The 19200-nt window shown below is 40.0% G+C and carries 14 protein-coding genes; 7 read left to right on the top strand and 7 right to left on the bottom strand.

Features of this window, described 5'->3' with window-relative positions:
• Window positions 1-89: 89 nt before the first annotated feature.
• From MST16_RS06825 to MST16_RS06805, 5 genes are all read right to left on the bottom strand, one after another.
• Window positions 90-1100, bottom strand: coding sequence for a DUF4034 domain-containing protein (locus MST16_RS06825; RefSeq protein WP_078193935.1), 1011 nt, complete (start codon window positions 1098-1100; stop codon window positions 90-92).
• Between the two features lie 99 nt (window positions 1101-1199).
• Window positions 1200-3839, bottom strand: a complete 2640-nt coding sequence (locus MST16_RS06820; protein ID WP_180011288.1) for a bifunctional aconitate hydratase 2/2-methylisocitrate dehydratase — start codon at window positions 3837-3839, stop codon at window positions 1200-1202.
• 296 nt (window positions 3840-4135) lie between these two features.
• On the bottom strand, window positions 4136-4405 hold the full coding sequence (locus tag MST16_RS06815; protein WP_078189189.1) for a hypothetical protein: 270 nt from the start codon (window positions 4403-4405) through the stop codon (window positions 4136-4138).
• 296 nt (window positions 4406-4701) lie between these two features.
• Window positions 4702-5061, bottom strand: a complete 360-nt coding sequence (locus tag MST16_RS06810; RefSeq protein WP_078193938.1) for a hypothetical protein — start codon at window positions 5059-5061, stop codon at window positions 4702-4704.
• A 112-nt stretch (window positions 5062-5173) separates the two neighbouring features.
• Complete coding sequence (locus MST16_RS06805; protein ID WP_180004959.1) at window positions 5174-5608, bottom strand: I78 family peptidase inhibitor; 435 nt, start codon at window positions 5606-5608, stop codon at window positions 5174-5176.
• Window positions 5609-5907: 299 nt separating this feature from the next.
• Between MST16_RS06805 and MST16_RS06800 the strand changes: the two genes are divergently transcribed.
• The 6 genes from MST16_RS06800 to xseB all read left to right on the top strand — a co-directional run bounded on the left by MST16_RS06800 (window position 5908) and on the right by xseB (window position 10346).
• The gene (locus MST16_RS06800) at window positions 5908-6555 is read left to right on the top strand and encodes a LexA family transcriptional regulator (RefSeq protein ID WP_111884977.1); all 648 of its coding nucleotides are present in this window, start codon (window positions 5908-5910) and stop codon (window positions 6553-6555) included.
• 15 nt (window positions 6556-6570) lie between these two features.
• The gene (locus tag MST16_RS06795) at window positions 6571-7866 is read left to right on the top strand and encodes a Y-family DNA polymerase (RefSeq protein ID WP_180011290.1); all 1296 of its coding nucleotides are present in this window, start codon (window positions 6571-6573) and stop codon (window positions 7864-7866) included.
• 136 nt (window positions 7867-8002) lie between these two features.
• Window positions 8003-9283, top strand: coding sequence for an exodeoxyribonuclease VII large subunit (xseA, locus tag MST16_RS06790; RefSeq protein WP_180011292.1), 1281 nt, complete (start codon window positions 8003-8005; stop codon window positions 9281-9283).
• A gap of 42 nt (window positions 9284-9325) precedes the next feature.
• Window positions 9326-9631: an IS630 transposase-related protein gene (locus tag MST16_RS06785; protein ID WP_180136461.1), complete on the top strand. Its 306-nt coding sequence runs from the start codon at window positions 9326-9328 to the stop codon at window positions 9629-9631.
• Between the two features lie 47 nt (window positions 9632-9678).
• Window positions 9679-10164, top strand: coding sequence for a transposase (locus tag MST16_RS06780; RefSeq protein WP_227554803.1), 486 nt, complete (start codon window positions 9679-9681; stop codon window positions 10162-10164).
• Entirely contained in the window at window positions 10152-10346 is a 195-nt protein-coding gene (gene xseB / locus MST16_RS06775; protein ID WP_180010408.1) for an exodeoxyribonuclease VII small subunit, read from the top strand. Before MST16_RS06780 ends, xseB begins: the two co-directional genes overlap by 13 nt.
• 71 nt (window positions 10347-10417) lie before the next feature.
• Here xseB and MST16_RS06770 read toward each other — a convergent pair whose 3' ends face one another.
• Both MST16_RS06770 and MST16_RS06765 read right to left on the bottom strand, forming a co-directional pair.
• Complete coding sequence (locus MST16_RS06770) at window positions 10418-14938, bottom strand: translocation/assembly module TamB domain-containing protein (RefSeq protein ID WP_180010352.1); 4521 nt, start codon at window positions 14936-14938, stop codon at window positions 10418-10420.
• 21 nt (window positions 14939-14959) lie between these two features.
• Window positions 14960-17701 (bottom strand): autotransporter assembly complex family protein, encoded by a 2742-nt coding sequence (locus tag MST16_RS06765; RefSeq protein WP_180010353.1) that lies wholly within the window; start codon window positions 17699-17701, stop codon window positions 14960-14962.
• A 177-nt stretch (window positions 17702-17878) separates the two neighbouring features.
• Between MST16_RS06765 and MST16_RS06760 the strand changes: the two genes are divergently transcribed.
• The gene (locus MST16_RS06760) at window positions 17879-19198 is read left to right on the top strand and encodes an MFS transporter (RefSeq protein ID WP_180010354.1); all 1320 of its coding nucleotides are present in this window, start codon (window positions 17879-17881) and stop codon (window positions 19196-19198) included.
• Window positions 19199-19200: the final 2 nt, after the last annotated feature.

Genomic DNA, 19200 nt, shown 5'->3' with positions numbered 1-19200 from the left:
AAATAATATTAGTTGTGATTAAACGTTGTATTCTTAGAACTGTAAATAACATTTATAAATAAAAGCCTCCAATTAAGAGGCGATTATTTCTATTTTTGACAGTTATTCAAACTATTTTCTATATAGCTTTTTTCTAATTGTCCTTGTTTAAAGGATTTTAATAACCGTTCCAACCTCACTCTATTCCCAGGATAAGAGCAATACAATTTTTGCACATCATTTATTTTACTCAAAGAAGTAAGTTTACTTAAAGAATCTACGGCACCTTGCTCAACCCTAGCCCAATTTACATTTAGTTTTTTCAAATCATACTTATTGTTATGTACTGTATATAGAATATGATAATAATGAAAATCTTTTTCTGCAGGATTCATTTCCTGTATATCATTAATAATCATTTGAATAGCATCATAATTTTCTCCAAACCACTTTGGCTCAAAACTCTCCATAAATGTATTATAAATAACTCGCTGTTTTGGATATTTTACAATTCCATCTTGATAAGCTTTTAAGTAGTTTTCTTCAGCCCCCAGATCACGTAGGGTCATTAACAGTATGTAGTAATAAAAAGGATCTTTAGATGCAACATCATAATTTTCTAATAAAAAATTTAAATTTTTAATTGATTGATCACCAAAATATTGCATATTTTTTTTCGATACTTGTGAAGTATAACTTCCCCCTCTAATGCTCCAAGCATGTTTTCTAACCCAAAGCGTATAGTAAATATAACCTAATGGTGACTCTGGTTCAGCCTTAATCCATTTCTGTGCGATTGCTATATTTTCTTTATAATAATTTGGAGAAGTTACTCGATGTTTATTTACAATCCCAAGAAAAGAATCTAAATAACTAGTATGTTTAAACTTACCATCAAAATTATATTCTTCACTATTTAAAAGCTGTTGTGCTTTGTTTGAAATATCTTTGAACTTTTTCTCTCTAATCAAATTTTCCACTTCAGACTGAATGTCATATCCTGTGGGATATATACTTTCATCAACCAATTTTATGTTTGCTAACTTCGTATACGACACTTCTGCAAAAATTTGTGTAGAACAAAATGTTAATAATATAAAAGATAAATTCTTTAGTTTCATAAGGCCAATTTCTAAATTACAGTTTTATTATTAGTAAGATTCTATTAAATAAAGAAAATCCCACATGACGTGGGATTTTCTTATTAACTACTTAATCAATTAAGACAATTGAGCAGCAGCAATTTTCTTAGTATCAACGTCTTTAGCAGCGTCAGTATAGTCGCCCATTTTGTCGAAGCTTAAGTATTGGTAGATGTCTGCAGACATGCTATCAATTTGAGCTGCGTATTCTTGGTACTCAGCTGGAGTTGGTAATTTACCAAGTACAGCAGCAACAGAAGCAAGCTCAGCAGAAGCTAAGTAAACGTTTGCGCCTTGACCTAAACGGTTCGGGAAGTTACGAGTAGAAGTCGATACACAAGTAGTGTTCGGAGCTACACGTGCTTGGTTACCCATACATAATGAACAACCTGGCATTTCTGTACGAGCGCCAGCTTTACCATAGATGTTGTAGAAACCTTCTTCCATCAATTGACGTTCGTCCATACGAGTTGGAGGAGCCAACCATAGACGAGTAGATAAAGAACCACCAGGAACTTTGTCTAGAAGTTTACCAGCCGCACGGAAGTGACCAATGTTAGTCATACATGAACCAACGAATACTTCGTCAATTTTTGTACCAGCAACGTCAGAAAGCAATTTAGCGTCATCTGGGTCGTTCGGGCAGCAAAGAACTGGTTCAGTAATTGTAGAAAGGTCAATTTCATACACTTTAGTGTATTCAGCATCTGGATCTGCTTTGATTAGGCTTGGGTTCGCTAACCATTTCTCCATGTTTTCTACACGGCGCGCCATAGTACGAGCATCGCCATAACCTTCAGAAATCATCCATTTCAACATAGTAATGTTTGATTTAAGGTATTCAGCAACTTTCTCTTCAGAAAGCGTGATAGAACAACCAGCAGCAGAACGTTCAGCAGATGCGTCAGAAAGTTCGAACGCTTGCTCAACAGTAAGGTCAGTTTCCATTTCTGTAAGGTCGATCTCAAGGATACGGCCAGAGAAGATGTTTTTCTTACCTTTCTTCTCTACAGTTAAGTCACCTTCTTTAATTGCGTAGTAAGGAATCGCATGTACAAGGTCACGTAAAGTGATACCAGGCTGCATTTTACCTTTGAACTTCACAAGTACAGACTCAGGCATGTCAAGTGGCATAACACCAGTTGCTGCAGCGAAGGCTACAAGACCAGAACCCGCTGGGAAAGAAATACCAATTGGGAAACGAGTATGCGAGTCACCACCAGTACCTACTGTATCTGGAAGAAGCATACGGTTTAACCAAGAGTGGATAATACCGTCACCTGGACGTAAAGAAACACCACCACGGTTCATGATGAAGTCAGGAAGCGTGTGTTGCATTTGAACGTCAACTGGTTTTGGATACGCAGCTGTGTGACAGAAAGATTGCATTACTAAGTCTGCAGAGAAACCTAAGCAAGCTAAATCTTTTAATTCGTCACGTGTCATTGGACCTGTTGTATCTTGAGAACCAACAGTAGTCATCTTAGGTTCGCAGTAAGTACCTGGACGAACACCTTGACCTTCTGGAAGACCACAAGCGCGACCTACCATTTTTTGAGCTTGAGTGAAGCCTTTGCCTGTGTTTTCAGGTTGTACTGGAGTACGGAACAAAGTAGATGGTGCAAGACCTAAAGCTTCACGCGCTTTAGCTGTCAAACCACGACCAACGATCAAGTTAATACGACCGCCTGCACGTACTTCGTCTAGAAGCACTGGAGTTTTAAGTTCAGATTCAGCGATTTGTGCGCCGTCTTTGAACGCTGTTACTTTAGCAGCAGCATGGTCGATTTTAAGAGTGATTTCATCACCCATGTTCATATTAGAAACGTCGATTTCTACTGGTAAAGCACCCGCATCTTCCATTGTGTTAAAGAAGATTGGCGCAATTTTACCACCTAAGCAGTAGCCGCCATCTTTTTTGTTTGGAATGTGCGCGATTTCATCACCGAAGAACCAAAGTACAGAGTTAGTTGCAGACTTACGAGAAGAACCTGTACCAACAACGTCACCCACGTAAGCAACTTGGTTGCCTTTCGCGATAAGGTCTTTGATTTGGTTTAATGGACCAACTTCACCAGGAACTTCTGGGTTGATGCCATCACGTACGTTTTTCAACATTGCATTTGCGTGCAATGGAATGTCTGGACGACTCCATGCGTCTTGTGCAGGTGACAAGTCGTCAGTGTTGGTTTCGCCAGTAACTTTAAACACTGTAAGTTTGATTTCTTCAGGTACATCTTTACGGCTAGTGAACCATTCAGCGTCAGCCCAAGATTGCATAACTGCTTGTGCATTCGCATTGCCCGCTTTTGCTTTATCAGCAACGTCGTGGAACGCATCAAATACAAGAAGAGTTTTCTTAAGTGCGTCAGCAGCTAATTCAGCAAGCTCTGCATCATCAAGAAGTGCAACTAAAGGAGCAACGTTATAACCACCAAGCATAGTACCTAGTAGGTAAACCGCACGTTCTTTAGTTACTAGTGGAGAAGTCGCTTCGCCTTTTGCCAAAGCAGCTAAGAAAGCAGCTTTAACGTATGCAGCTTGGTCAACACCCGCTGGAACACGGTTTTCTAGTAAATCAACTAAAAATGCTTCTTCGCCAGCTGGTGGGTTTTTTAATAATTCAACTAATGCAGCTGTTTGAGCATCGTCAAGTGGCTTCGGTGGGACTCCGAGTGCGGCACGTTCTTCAACGTGTTGGCGGTAAGCTTCTAGCACGGTGTTATTCCTCTTTTTTAAAAAATTATTTACGCATTCCTGCTTTAAATAAAGCTACGCAAATAATATGGACTGCTAAATTTTACTAAAATTCCAGTTAAAAGTTAATGCACTACAAGTGTTTCTTCGTGATGCCCGTTATTTTATAAATAAATGATCCTCATATCGTTTATACATTAAGCAAAATCAATACTTAGAACACGCTTTTCTTGCGCATATTAACTTTTGACTAAAATTAACCATCAAAAAAAGGCAACTAAATGTTGCCTGTTTTTATCAGTATTGGATATTCCACCTTAGTGTACAGTGGTTGCAGTGATATATTGCTGAAGTTCTGCTCGATCGCCTGTAAATCTGAGGCACCATTCGTCCTGACATGTGGTTTGATGTTGATTACTTGCAAAGCTGATATCGACCAAATAGCGTTGAGAAAATTCATCTACTTTTTGGCGTAATGTGACTTTATCTCCAATGCTGAGCACGTAGTTCCCACCACCGATAATTGCTACGCCTTGTTCATCTTCTAGGAGTAGATCTGAGTGATGCATATAACCTATAACGTCCATATTCTGCTCCTCTACTGTTTTTTATTCTCCATTTCATTATTCATTAAAAAGATTTGCTTTTCTATATTTATGATTTAGCAAGTTGTCACAATTTGTATTTCGCTCTGCTTAGGCTATTTAAAAATCTTTAAGCATCTCATATTCAAAGTAACCCGAAGATAAATATGCATTCGCAAAATAAGCATGAACTCCATCATATGGCTAAACAACGGATAGTTGCCCCGTTGTAACTACTCACTGCTGAATAGAGCCTTTAGGTTTTGCTTTACGCGCTTTCTCGCATAAAAAACCGTTCCTTAGAACGGTTTATAATCTGGCATTTCGGTATGCGGTGTTGCGATACATTTTTCAGTAAACTCAGCACGAATTTTTTCACGTGCTTTTTCAACATCAGTATTAATCTCAGCTTGCGGCAAGGCATAAACTTCATCAATGATGTTCAGGATAAATCCTTTGGTGGTTTCATCCTCAATTTTGTTGGCATGCTCAACTGCTTTGTCTTTTTCAATTGCATTTTGACGATCTAACATAATCGTACGTGCAGCATTACCTACACTGCGGCAGTAACCCTGCCACTGCTCTTCAGGGGTTAATGGTTTTTTTTCAGCACAGCCGACCAAAGCCACCATAACGGATAAAGCAAATAACTTTTTCATGAACTTCTCCTTACGAGGGGCAATATAAAAGATCGTAATGGATTTGTCATTTAAATTAGTCGTAGCCGAACAAACAAAAAAAGCCCTTTCGGGCCTTTTTTATGCGTTTGAATTAACCACAAGTTGCTTGAATAATCTTTTTATTGATTGGATTTACAGTGACGGTGACGCGCTCTACACGATAATCCATTGTTACTGGCTGCCCAGGTTTTACTAAACGGACAATTTGAGCTTGGCTAATCGCCTTGATCTGATCTTCAGTCAATTTTGCTTGGCCAATCAGCGTCTTAGCCTTATCAGCTACACATTCAGTTTGGCTACTACGGAATAATGCCCACTCTTCAACCACTTGTCCGTTTGGCAGATGGCAATACCCGACCTGAGCATTTGCTTCATCACGAATTTCAAGTTTACCTTTTTGTTCTACACAATACTGGCTGGCTGGATTTGCCATACCAATTTTTTCTGGTGTCGTTTCAGTTTGCTGTGTTGTGCTACAACCCGCCATAAATGCTGTCAGTGCAGCTAAAATCCATATATTTTTCATCAAGTCTATTTCTGAATATAAAAATTTAACTTACCAAGTTTGTGCCAAATAAACGAGTTGTTTATTGAAATTTTTAGTTGTCATTCCACTTTCTGTAATTAGGCAGCAATGTGCCCTATGTTCAAAATACAGAACGTCATTTTCTTTGAACTGATGATGATTTTTGCAATATTTAAAACGACTAAACTTGTCGCAGCTTTGATTTTAAAGGTTTTATAAATTTGAAAAATGACCTGCTCAACGCGTATGCTAAAAAAAGTACTTTTCTTCAAACACGCCACGTTGCGTAGGAGCAAAATATGTCAAAAAAACTGCCGATTTATTTTTCGGACGAAGCTTGGTCGTCTTTGCAACAGCTCATGGGCGCAGATGGCAAACCCAGTCCCACCATCAATGCCCTGCTTGAAAGGCAATCTCAAGAACTATCTATGGATCCATTTTTGGATTCTTCGCTCAATGTTCAGCCTGTTCAGAAAAATACCCGTATTGAACTTCCCGTTGCCTTGGAACGTATTCCTGCTGGCCCAGCTTTCGCCAATAAAGATGTTTTTGAAAAAGCCTTAGACCTAAATGATTATTTGGTAATTAACCCGCTCGCTACATTTATTGCGCATGTCGATAGCGAGTCTTTACTCAACGCCGGCTTTGAAATTAATGATACTTTTTTAGTCGATCGTAGCTTAGAAGCCAAACATGGCGATATCGTGGTTGCACTGATTGATAATCGTGAAATCACCTTAAAGCGATTGATGATCACCGCAAAAATGTCAAAAGAAGAAATTGCCGACATTTTTGGTGATCCCAATAAAGTCTTACCCAAAATTTGGCTAAAAGCAGAAAATCCAGCCTATGCGCATATTATCCCTTCAGATAGCGAATCTATCGTTGTTCAGGGTGTTGTGACCTTTAATTTAAAGCAATTTTATAAGCGCTCATCACACACCTAAACACAAGAATTCACCATGAAAGCTGCAAATAAAATATTTGCGTTAGTTGACCTTAACAACTGCTACGTCAGTTGTGAGCGTGTCTTTAACCCAAAGCTCAATAATGTCCCTGTCGTCGTACTGTCCAATAACGATGGCTGTGTTGTATCTCGAAGTCAGGAAGCCAAAGACCTCGGGATTAAAATGGCTGTGCCGGTCTATCAAATTCAGGATTTAATCCAACAGCATCATGTTCAGGTGTTGTCGAGTAACTATGCTCTCTACACTGAAATGTCTAATCGATTTATGAATATTTTAGGCATGTATGTCGGCCCCGAAGACCGTGAAGTTTACTCGATCGATGAATGTTTTTTAGATTTCACTGCCTATCAAGAACTGTTTGATTTGAACCTATATGCCAAAGAAATACGAGATACGATCCTAAAATGGCTAGGTTTAACCTGCTGTGTCGGGATTGGTCGCTCTAAAACGGAAGCCAAAATGGCCAACCATTTTGCCAAAAAAAATGCTTATTTGAACGGTGTGTGCAATTTAGTTGAAATGGACCCTTGTTCCTCAGAACAACTCCTTGCGCAGACACCAGTCAATGAAGTTTGGGGCGTCGGTCGGAATCATACAAAAGCCCTGAATCAGCTTGGTATTCATTATGTTTTAGATCTAATCAATGCACAGCCTAAAGATATTCGAAAAAAATTTAGTGTGGTGATGGAAAAAACCGTCTTGGAACTGCAAGGTCTATCTTGTCTGTCTATTGAAGAAGAAGCGCCGAGCAAACAGCAAATTATCAGTAGTCGTTCCTATGGTCAGCCTGTCTACGAACTGGAAGATATTAAGGCCTCTATTCGTGTATATATCGCGCGAGCCGTCACACGTTTAAGAGCAGATCATTCTCTATGTCGTATGGTGGGAGTTTTTATTCAAACGAGTCGCTTTAATTCTGCTGAAAAATACGCACCTTATCTGGCCATTACACTGAATGAGTATACCGATGACTTAATTAGTATCACCCAAGCAGCAACGCGTGCCGCCGAAAAAATCTTTAGAGCCGGATTTAAATATAAAAAAGCCGGTGTAGTGTTATTAGAAATCATTCCAAAACAAAATTTTACGCCAGATTTGTTTTGCGATATGGCGTTAAGACAAAGCCGTTTGAAACTGTCCGACACCATCGACGGTATTCAAAAAAAATTTGGACATCATTTTGTCTCGATCGGCTTAGCACAGGACGATGCTGCAACATGGCGGATGAAAAAAAATCTGTGTTCCCCCGCTTACCTGAGTAATTGGAACGAACTGCTCCGTGTGAAATGAAACGTTTGATTGAAACGCTACGCTGTAGTGGCGTTGATAATGTCTGCTGTTTTAACCGAAATGATCATTTGCAATTGCTGAATATTTATTTAGTATTTAAATGAATATTCATTTTTATATTCTCCTATTTTAAATTATGTCTGATGTTCAATTAACGCTGAGCGAATATCTATCTGCGGTCAAAGAAGTCATTCAATTGGCTTTTGATGATGCCGTGTGGGTCAAAGCCGAGATTCGAAATTTAAACATCAAAGGTGGACATTACTATTTAGAATTGGCTGAAAAAGAACAAGAAAGTGATAGAGTCATTGCCAGTTGTAAGGCCACAATTTGGAAATTTACTGCAAATAAAGTTGTCGGAAAATTTGAACGTGAAAGCGGCATTGAGCTCAGTCGCGACTTAAATGTCTTGGTTAAAGTGCGTGCCAAATTTGACCCGCAGTACGGCTTTTCAGTCAATATCGAAGAAATTGATTCGAGTTTTACTTTGGGTGATCTGGCTCGATGTTATCAACAAATTTTAGAAAAACTCACCGGCGAAGGTCTGATTCATAAAAATCGAAACTTGCCTGCGCCATTTGATATTCAGCATGTCTTGGTTATCGCGCCTGAAAATGCGGCAGGCTTGGGTGACTTTAAAAAAGATGCAGATGCACTAGAACATGCTGGCGTGTGTGAATTTGTCTATCATGCTGCCACCTTTCAAGGAAATACCGCAGCACAAAGTATCCGAGATGCTTTAGCACTGGGTTTAAGACAATGGGCCAATGACTTTCAAACTGCGCCAGATTTGATCGTGATTATTCGTGGTGGCGGTGCTGTTAACGATCTTGCTTATCTGAATGATTATGATTTGGCTGTACTTCTATCTAAGCGTAGCGTGCCAATTTGGGTCGGTATCGGCCATGAAAAAGACCGTACGATCTTAGACGAAATTGCACATCGCTCTTTCGACACCCCGAGTAAAGTGATTGGGGGGATTCGTAATCATATTGTTGAGCGAACTCAGGAAGTTTTAGAGGCATTACAAAGCATTCAACTGCGCTCACAACATCAAATTGCCCTGTATCAAAATCAAAATGATCAGTTGCTACATGCCATTAAGACCTTGGCTCAGAGTCAAATCAATGACTCAACTCGGCTATTACAACAATACCAAGATAACACTGCTTATTTTGCTCAGTTACAACTTAAAACAGCTGCACAGAATATTGAAATACTCATGCGTGAGACTTTGCTGCAAAACCCTGCACATGTGCTCTCCAAAGGTTATGCCATCGTCCGGCAGCAAGGTCACGCCATTCGTGCAACGAAAAATCTTCAGCCTTCAACGCATTCACCGATTGAAATTGAAATGCAAGACGGTGTCATTACGGCTGACATTCAACATATACAGGTAAAAAATCATGACGACTGATACTCTATAGCCAAATCCTAAAAACTATAGAACAATAGAGATATGGGATATTCAAAAGATTTTAAAGACAAAGTCATAGAAATTATGATTCGAGATGAAATGTCTGTGCGAAAAGCAGCACAGCATTTTAACATCTGTATACAAACGATTCAGAACTGGAAAAAGTCCACTACAAACAAACCTATTCCTGGCCGTCCAGTTAAAATTAGCAGAGAGCAAATATTGAAGGATGTTGAACAATATCCTGATGATTATCAGTATGAGCGAGCTGAACGTTTAGGAGTAAGCACTCATGCGGTATTTAATGCATTACATGCCGCAGGAATATCGCGTAAAAAAAGACGTTAAAGCATCCTAAAGCAGATCAAAATCAACGTCAGCAATTTCAAAATCTCATAGAGTGTTTAGAAGGGAAATTGCCTCTGATTTACATAGATGAAAGTGGTTTTCAAAGTGAAAGTACCAGAACTCATAGTTATAGCCTTCAAGGAACACGTGCTGAAGGTGAATTTAACTGGCAGTTGAAGAATTGCAGTAATGCGATCGGTGCAATTATCGAAAATAGATTGTTGACAGTTGGTGTGTTTAATTGTTCTGTGAATACAGAAGTATTTGAATGTTGGATTGAACAGGATTTATTACCTAAGTTGAAAGAAAGCAGTGTTTTGATTATGGACAATGCGACCTTTCACAAAGGGAAAAGACTTCAGGAGTTGATACGTTGTGCAGGCCATTACATTGTGTGGCTTCCTAAATATAGTCCAGATTTAAATCCAATAGAAAATATGTGGTCACGAGTCAAGGCGATTCGAACTAAGTTTAGAGTTAAAGATATTGATAAATTATTTAAAGATTACTGTAATGATTTATTTGGTATTTAGCTATAAGTTTTAAAGAAGGCTATGAAGTTTTAAAACGTAATGCTGAATTACTCGAATCTCAGCAAGAACCCGACATTGATAATCTTATGAAAATCGTTGAAGAGTCGATGCAAGCCTATAAAGCCTGTAAGTCTCGTGTTGAAGCGGTACAACAGGCACTGAATGATACGTTTAAAGATTGATTTCTCAGCTCATCATTTGTATAAAATACGCAGCCTAAGCTGCGTTTTTTATACTCAAATTTTGACTTCTCTTAGAAGCGCCAATTATAGAACAAGTCGATTGCTCGTTCTAAAGACTGACTCGCTTCCAAGTACAAACGTTGATTCATTTGATAACGTAAGGTCAGTTTATTCACTGGAGTAAATACCCCGACACCATAACGAATGAATAAGTCAGGTGTGATATAACCCGTCACAGAAACCTGAGTATCATCTCCTGTTCCTTGAGCATCTAATGCCAAACCACTCAGACCAAATGTACGACCAATTTGATTGGTCAATGCACGTGTACCACCCAAGCCCATACTAATACCGGCTGCAGCAATCGTATTGTTCACATCTGAACGGAAACCTTCCGCCTGACTTAAACCTGAACTTCCTTCATTGATACGACCTGTAATTAAGGCATTTAAGGCTTCTTGTTCAGACAGACCTGCATCGTTATACACCTGAATTGCTGGACTTGATGCTGTACCCGTCACACGAACACCAACGGTACTGCCTTGAACGGCTTTATTGGCATCAATATCTAAAGTTGGGTTCGCCAATGGTCCATTAAAACGGGCAATCGCACGGTTCAAGTCCAGACTTTGACCATAAGCTTCGATTTTCACACGCTGAGAAACACCGATTGCACCATTGGCACGCATTGCTGTTTCTAAACCACGTTGTGTCAAATTCAAACGACCAATCAACGGAATTCGGCTATCAAAACCTTGGAAAATCACTTGATTACCAATATTCACCTGTACGTCAGCGCGAATATCCCAAGGACGTGCCGATTTTAAGATCTCAAGTTGGTTATCACCTTCATGTACCACACGTACATCTGAAGATACCCCAACCACTGTTGCAGACGATTCTGGCATCGAAATCAATGCATGCGGCACATCAATTTTACCTTTTAAGGTTAATTTCTTACTGAAAGGCAGCACATCTAAAGATAAATCAGGCGTTACAACAGCGGTGATCAATGGCGCTTGACGGACTAACATTTCATTACCCGTTAAATTCAACTGGATACGTGGATCATTTTTCCAGTCAATATTTCCGGTTAATTTGCCCACACCACGCCCACTGTTAAATGCACCATCAATCGTCGCATGGTTTTGACGTACAGCAGAATACAACTGAATATTGGTCAAGTTCACAGGCAATGAAATCATGCTAATCGAGCCATTTTTCACTCGAATCTCACCATCCATTAAAGGCTGTGACAATGTTCCGCTAATTTTTGCCGCATAAGACAACGTACCGCCCATTGAACGGACATCTTGTATAAATGGTTTTAAGATTTTCAATTGAACTTGGTTAAAGGCCACTTCACCACGGATCGGTTTATTGGCTTTATACGGATCAATAATAATATTGGCATAACCTGTACCAATATCTGGGGCTTTGGTATCGAGTCGAATTTGTAGCCCTTCAGCGACACTTTTCGCCATCAAGCCAACTTCATCATATTTTAAAGTGGATGCTAAATACTGTGGATCTTCAGCTGCTAAACCAAGTAAACCGTCACGAGTCACTAAACGTGCATCAATTTTAGGTTTTGCACCTTTCGCCCAAGACGCTTTTGCATAACCATTCACTTTACCCGTAATCGCCAGGCCTTCAGGCATAAATGCTGCAAAATCATTTAAGTCTAGGTTCTTTGTCACAAAGGATACATTGCCGCGGTTTTTATTCACACGAATCGGCTGATCAAAACATAATTCACTTTGCTGGCTCATCCAACAATGTGCGCCAACAAATAAGTCAGACTGTGCAGTGTTGTAAATAATCGATGCATTTTGACGCTGCACAAGACGGGTACGTAAGGAGTCAAAATCGCCTTTTTGAATCTGACCAAGCCAATTATTTTGTGCGTTAAAACCACCAGCTAACTGCACATAAAATTTTGATAATTTATTTTCAGCACTGACTTTTAATAAATGCGCATTACGTGTTCCTGCTAGTGAAATTTGACCTTTCACAATCTCACGGTTGTTACTGCGTAAATTATCCATCGTTGCCGTTAATAAACTTGGTGAAGTCGCAGAAGTTGGCAACTCGCCTTGCACCCGTATTTTTTTCACACTGAATAAATTATTAAAAGCAAAATCATCTATTGCGATATTGGCAGATGCTTGCAGTCGTGGTTGTGCTTGAACATTTAAGTAGCCATAAGCACGTCCACGTAGGCCTGCATAAATTTCATATAATGCCGGTGCATTAATTTTCAATTGTAAATTTTGTGCATTACCAGTGGCTTGAATTTGGTTATTGGCATAAGCCAACAGTAAATTATTCGCTTCAAACTGTTTTGGCATAAAACCAGATTGATTTGAATTAATCACCATCGCCAAGTTACCTTGACCACGGACAGGTTTGTTATTGATCATACCTGCCAAATTCAGACGTTCAATTTGAATACGTTTTAGCGTATCTGACCACACACCACTGGTTTTTAAATTTCCAGATAATTCACCCCGTACATTTGAGGCAAAGTAATGCGGCTTAAAATGCACCAGTGATGCATTGATATCCCAACCAATGGCTTTTTGTAGTAAAACTTGTCCATTGGCAGAAATTTTACCTGCCACGCCATCATGACGTAGCTCGGCTATTTTAATTAATTCAGGTGTACCCGATACTTTGAAAATCAAACTGCCTTTACTTGCGGCAACTTGGCTTGCATTGAGGCCACCATTATAATTCACAGCAAAAGCTTTAAAGCCTCCACCTTGTTTCTCATCATGGAAAGTCAGCGCAGCAGTAGATTTACCTGTTAAATGAACCGTTTCATTTTGCTGTGCTAGTCGGCCTAACAAATCAATATTATTCAGCTGAATAATCTGTTGATTTGGTTTTGCATAACCATTGGCTTTTAATGACCCTGTAATTTGATCGACAGGCGCAGCAGCTACGATGGTTTGCGGATTGAACTGCTGTGCTTGTACATTGGCTTGCCATTTCAGCATACGTTTTTGATCAGGCAATTCTACAACTGCATTACCTTTGAGCTGACCTTTGTCGGCCACATAACTAAAGGCAGGGACATTGAGATTGTTATTTTTCAGATTCAGTTTGGCTTGATATTGTCCAGCAGGCAGAGCACCTTTTTCATGTCTTGACACGGTGGTCGCCACGTTAATGTTCTGCTGACCTTCTGTAAGCGCCAATTGCACATTGCCCGAATCACTACTCAACCATCCAACATATGGCACTGCACGGTCTATATTTTTCCAAGACACATCCATCAGCATCGGCTGAGCTTTATTATTTTTGGCCGGCGCTTGATCGAGTTTTAAATTCCAAGTTTCATATTGGTCAAAATCCACCAACGCCGTCAGGTGCATGCCTTTTTCAAGGGTACCTTTGGACGCAATATTACTATTTAAACTCACAGGTAGAAAATCTTGAACCACCTGCGGGATCAGCTTATGTTTTGGATTAATTTTATCTAAACGACCGCTTACATCCCAAGTGACCTGATCTTTCCAACTCACCACGCCACCCAAGTTGACAGAGCCGCCCATCACTTGACCATTTAGGTTAGTAATATCAAGTTGGTTGACCAAGTCCGTACTCATGAGCGCGGTATATTTACCTTCAGGGATATTGGCACCGCTCAGGTCCGTGTCTAAATCTAAATTGAGACGCTGAATATCCCCTTTGAATTTTGCCAGCCCATTTTTAGCAAAGAGCTTTTGCTCAGTCAGTAAAGGTAAATGATAGTTTTTAAATTTAAGCGCACCAAACATCGGGACATGTGGACGCATTGGATGGACCACTGCCCATCCTGTTAAAAGATCAGGCGTATGAGTTGCCACACCGGCTTGAATCGTATCAAGAGATCCTTTAGCCACCACTTGAATATCATGAATTTTCAGGCTTTCACGTAATGAAGGTAAATTAACAATCCCCACAGCATTTAGCGGATACTTGCCTTCAAATTTCATATTCCCCGAGGCTTGGCGCACGGACAAATACCCCATATCCATACGGGTATCTTCAAATTTTAATTCCGTCCCTGACCAAAGCGCTTCATTTAATTCAATGTCATAAAAATCCACACCTGAACTATGGGTTTTAATCAACATATGATCTAAATCTGCATGATCGACACGAAGTACGAACGGCAAACGGATTTCACTAAATACAAAAGGTTTATCGCTAGGTGGGGTCTTGGTAATAATTTGCAGATTTTTAACATCTGCCTTATTTAAATGAATTTCTTTATTAATAATGGCGCGCCAACCGAGTGTAATATCGGCACGGTCAATTTTTACATCGACAGGTTTTAGCGTAACGAGGACATTTCGTAGAATAATGCCCCGCCACAGGTTACCACCTTCATATTCATAGTGAATGATTTGCTGACGTTCCAGAACACGGTCAAGTAAAAACTTACTACCTTTGTCTGTAGAGAACATGACCGCCAATGCAGCCACCAAAAAGATAAGCACGAACACGAAGGTCAAAATGACACTTCGAAGAATACGACGCTTCTTCGGCAGTTGCTCTACCGGCGTTTCGTTTTCTGGTTCTTGCTGTTCTTGTTCAGTCATAAAAAACACATCACCTAAAAATTATAATTGTGAACCAATAAAGAAATGTAAACGAATTGGTTTGCTGTCGTCAGAAAGTCCGGTAGCGACATCTAAACGAATTGGGCCAATTGGCGATGCCCAACGTATCCCCACACCTGCGCTATATGCAGTCGGTGTATTAAAGTCTTTATCGTACGCATTACCAAAGTCACTAAAGACCGCAGCACGCCAGCCTTCTTTAAATTGGTAGTTGTATTCTAATGAACCCGTTGCCAAGACTTGACCACCAATTTTATAGCCATTTTCTTCGGCCGCTAAACTCTTATAGTCAAAGCCGCGAATGGTTTGGTCACCACCGGTAAAGTAGCGTAAGTTATAAGGAACTTTATCAAAGTTCTCTGTCAGAATATAACCTAAATCACTGCGCCCAACGACTTGGTGATTATCATTTTCACCCAACGAATAAATAAAGCGCCAGCCCGCATTCAAGATCGCCATATCAGCATCTGAAAGTAAGCTTTCACTTCCGACTTCAACTTTATAGGTTTGCTTGATCCCTTTACTCGGATTCACACGTTTATCAGAGTCGGTTCGAGAAATTTCATAGCCAAACATCAAGGACTGTTGTTCATTGTTGGTATTCACCAAGAATGCATCTGGAATGTCATCACTAGGATTAAGTCCGTCATCAGTAATACGGTCCAAACGATAACGTAAACCAAAGGTATGCTGCCAACTACCACGGGGGTTTTTAATAATCCGGTCCACACCCGCTACAGCAGATTCAATGGAAAGATTAACACCTTGACCGACATCATCACGTTCTTCACGTTCATAACCACCGACTAAGCTGACATAGTCATTTAATGGGTGGTTATATGGAATGTTATAGCGTCCATCAATCGATTGACGGATTTTGGATACTTCCATGTTGGCGTCAAAAGAATGACCACGTTTATTCACGATGGCACGGCGATACTGGCCACGAACACGCGTGCCTGTATCAGTACCAAAACCTGCACCAATTTCTGCACTATTCAGCTTGTCTGCATTCAGTGTCACGATCACAGGGACTTTTTTATCTTCGCGTGCTTGCGCTTTTAAGCGATCTTGTTCTGCTTGTTTAGCATCTTGCGTATCTTGCAAACTGCGTAATTTAGAGGATTGCTCTGCATCATTCACCCCCGCAAATTGGTCTTCATCAACCACTTTTTGCGTGACTTCTTTATTCGACATCACTTCAGTTTTATCTTTCACCACTTGTGAACTTTCTGACAACTGATTTTGATCGACCAAGGTTTGAATATCCAGGGGCAGTTCAAGTGGCTTTTCAATCGGGTCTGGTCGAATCGCATCAACCAAGGTGTAGTTAAAATAGCGCGAGTTCGTCAGGTTATTGGCCAAACCATTCACACGCCAGAAAGTATAGTCAGCACCGTCTTTCCACGTCACCAAGCTTTCTAAAATATCGCGATCCAATGGAAACTCTGCATTCGGATCACTCATTCTAAATTCGACTTCGCCCAGCTTATAACGCTCGCCCGTTTCAAAGCGCAAATTGATATCGGCTGTATTTTGTGGTTGAGCCACTCTTACATCGTGCAAACGCCAGTACGAGTCGAAATAACCGTTATTAGTTGCTGCATCATTAATTCGGCCTTTCGTCGTTTCGTATTTACCATGATTAAGAATGTCACCTTCTTCCTGATCTGGTAATACACCAATCACCTGAAACTGAGCTTGGTTCGCCCCAGCCCCAGAAAATTCAACATTCTGTTTTTCAATTTGCACAGGCGTATTTGGTGTAACCAATACACGAACTTTGCTGTCAGACACTTTTTCAAATTTGAATTCAGATTGATAGAAACCCACGGCTTGCGCGGCTTGATTGGACAAGCTACGTAATTGAGGCAAAGCTGATGGAAAATCACTAAAGGATTCTTGAGTAAAACTTGAAAGCTTGCCTTTAATATTGGCTTTGAGATCTTCCAGTGCCGCACCGTAGGCTTTACTCGACGTTTGACTGGTATTATGTGCTGATGTAATTTCAACATCCGCACTAATTCGTGGCACTTTTGCCGTGTTCATCTGACGTGGCGGACGTACTTTATATAATAAGCGCTTGAAAATACCCGGCTCTGCATCATCCTCAACTGTTGGGTTATGCAGCTCTTGCAGAGTATTGGCATTTTCATTTCGTGTCGCGGTAATTTCATTATCCGAACGAATTTCACCCATGAGCTGATCAATATTGACTGGCGCTTGGTTAATTTCCGTTAACTCTTTTTGGGTAATGTCCGCAACAGCAACTTCTGTTTGCTGTGTTGCACGGTACTCCTGCGCTTGACGTTTGGCTTCTTCAGCAACTTGGAAGATTTCATTCGCCATGTTTTGATCAACAGGTGTCACGGGTAAGTTTTCTAAATCTTCAAACTCAATGGGTTTAAATTCTTGTAGTTGAGTTCCTGCTTGCTGCTGTTCTTGCAGCATTTTCATGCTACCAACAGATTCTTCTGGTTCATTTATATTTTCAATTTTTTCAATTGCTTCAGGCGTCGATAGCCCTTGCTTTACAGCCTCATCCTTGATTTCAGCAACAATCTCTGCTTTTGTATCGGTAGATGTTGGAACCGTTTCTGCGGGAGTTTGGGCGAAACTATGCTGAGCACACAAGGTCAAAAAGATGCTCATATATAGACTTTTATTGCTATGATGCTGTCGTATGCAGTGAGCCATACTGTGATGAAGCATTGTTTTTTTAAACTTGATTTTTGCAGGCATAGCAAACTCTAACAAATTTCATTATGTAATGGACTTAATCAACCAGATGTAGAGCTAAAGATCTTATATCTATTGGTTTTTCGCCATCTCCAAACTCAAAAACATATTACATGATTTTTTTAGAGATTTTACCAATCACTCACATTTCTTAATAAAACTTAATGTAGCAAGACGCTTATGAATAACAACGAACATCTGCTAGGTACACGCCGTTTCCTGCCTATGTTTTTGACCCAATTTTTTGGGGCGCTCAATGACAATGTCTATAAACAGGCTTTATTGTTGGTCATCACCTATGGATTAATCCAACAACAGGCATTACCCATCAGCACGCTAAACAATCTGGCTGCATTATTGTTTATTTTACCCTACTTTATTTTTTCAGCGACAGCGGGACAGATCGCAGATAAGTTTGAACGTTCACAACTTGTCCGTGGCATCAAAATTTTAGAAATTATCATCATGATCATCGGCAGTATTGGCTTTCTGACCGGTCATTTATGGTTATTATTGCTGGCTTTATTTTTGATGGGGATCCATTCGACATTTTTTGGTCCAATCAAATATGCGATTTTGCCTGAAATTTTAAAGCCCAATGAGCTGATGTCAGGCAATGCGCTCTTCCAATCTGCAACATCTATGGCGATTTTATTCGGGATGATTTTGGGCGGTGCAGTGATTGCTTCATCTCAAGGCAATTTAATGTGGATCAGCCTGACGGTAATGACCATCGCCATTTTAGGTTATATCACCAGTCGTTTTATTCTTAAGCAAAATGTCACAACACCTGATTTAAAAATCGATTGGAACTTTTTTCGTACCAGTTACCAAACGATGAAATATGCCAAAAGTTTGCCGCTAATTTTTACTATTTTATTGGGGAACTCGTGGTATTGGTTTTATGGTGCTACCTACCTCACTCAAATTCCACAAATGACCCAGCAAAACCTACATGCCTCTGAAAATGTCGTTAGCTTGCTATTGACTTTTTTCTCTGTCGGTGTAGGCGTGGGTTCATTACTTTGTCGTAAATTGGGCGGCACTCAAGTCAATATTAAGATGGTTCCCATCGGTGCTGTAGGTTTAACGGTATTTGCACTGTATTTAGCCTTTAGTTTGACCCTCGTCCCTACTCAAACTGGCCCACTTATTACCCTTTCAGAAGTTTTTCATCAAGGTTGGGGCTATTACCATGTCATGATTGCCGTGACTTTATTGGGCATTAGTGGCGGATTTTACATCGTTCCACTCTATGCAATGATGCAAGCTTACTCCCCACGCTCACATCGTGCGCGAGTCGTTGCCGCAAACAACATTTTAAATGCGGTATTTATGGTATCTTCTGCTATATTTTCAATTATCATTCTGAGTGTTTTAAAGATTGATATTAAAATACTTTTTTGTATAACCGCAGTGCTCAGTGCAATTTTTTGTATTTGGCTGCTATTACGCATCAAACCTTTGCTTCAAACTACGCAAGTCTCTCTGGAGGATTAATC

The sequence above is a fragment of the Acinetobacter sp. YH16040_T genome (assembly GCF_024605785.1).
Taxonomy (GTDB): domain Bacteria; phylum Pseudomonadota; class Gammaproteobacteria; order Pseudomonadales; family Moraxellaceae; genus Acinetobacter; species Acinetobacter amyesii.
Note: the sequence above shows the minus strand (reverse complement) of the source record. Positions and strands in the feature narration are given on the sequence as shown.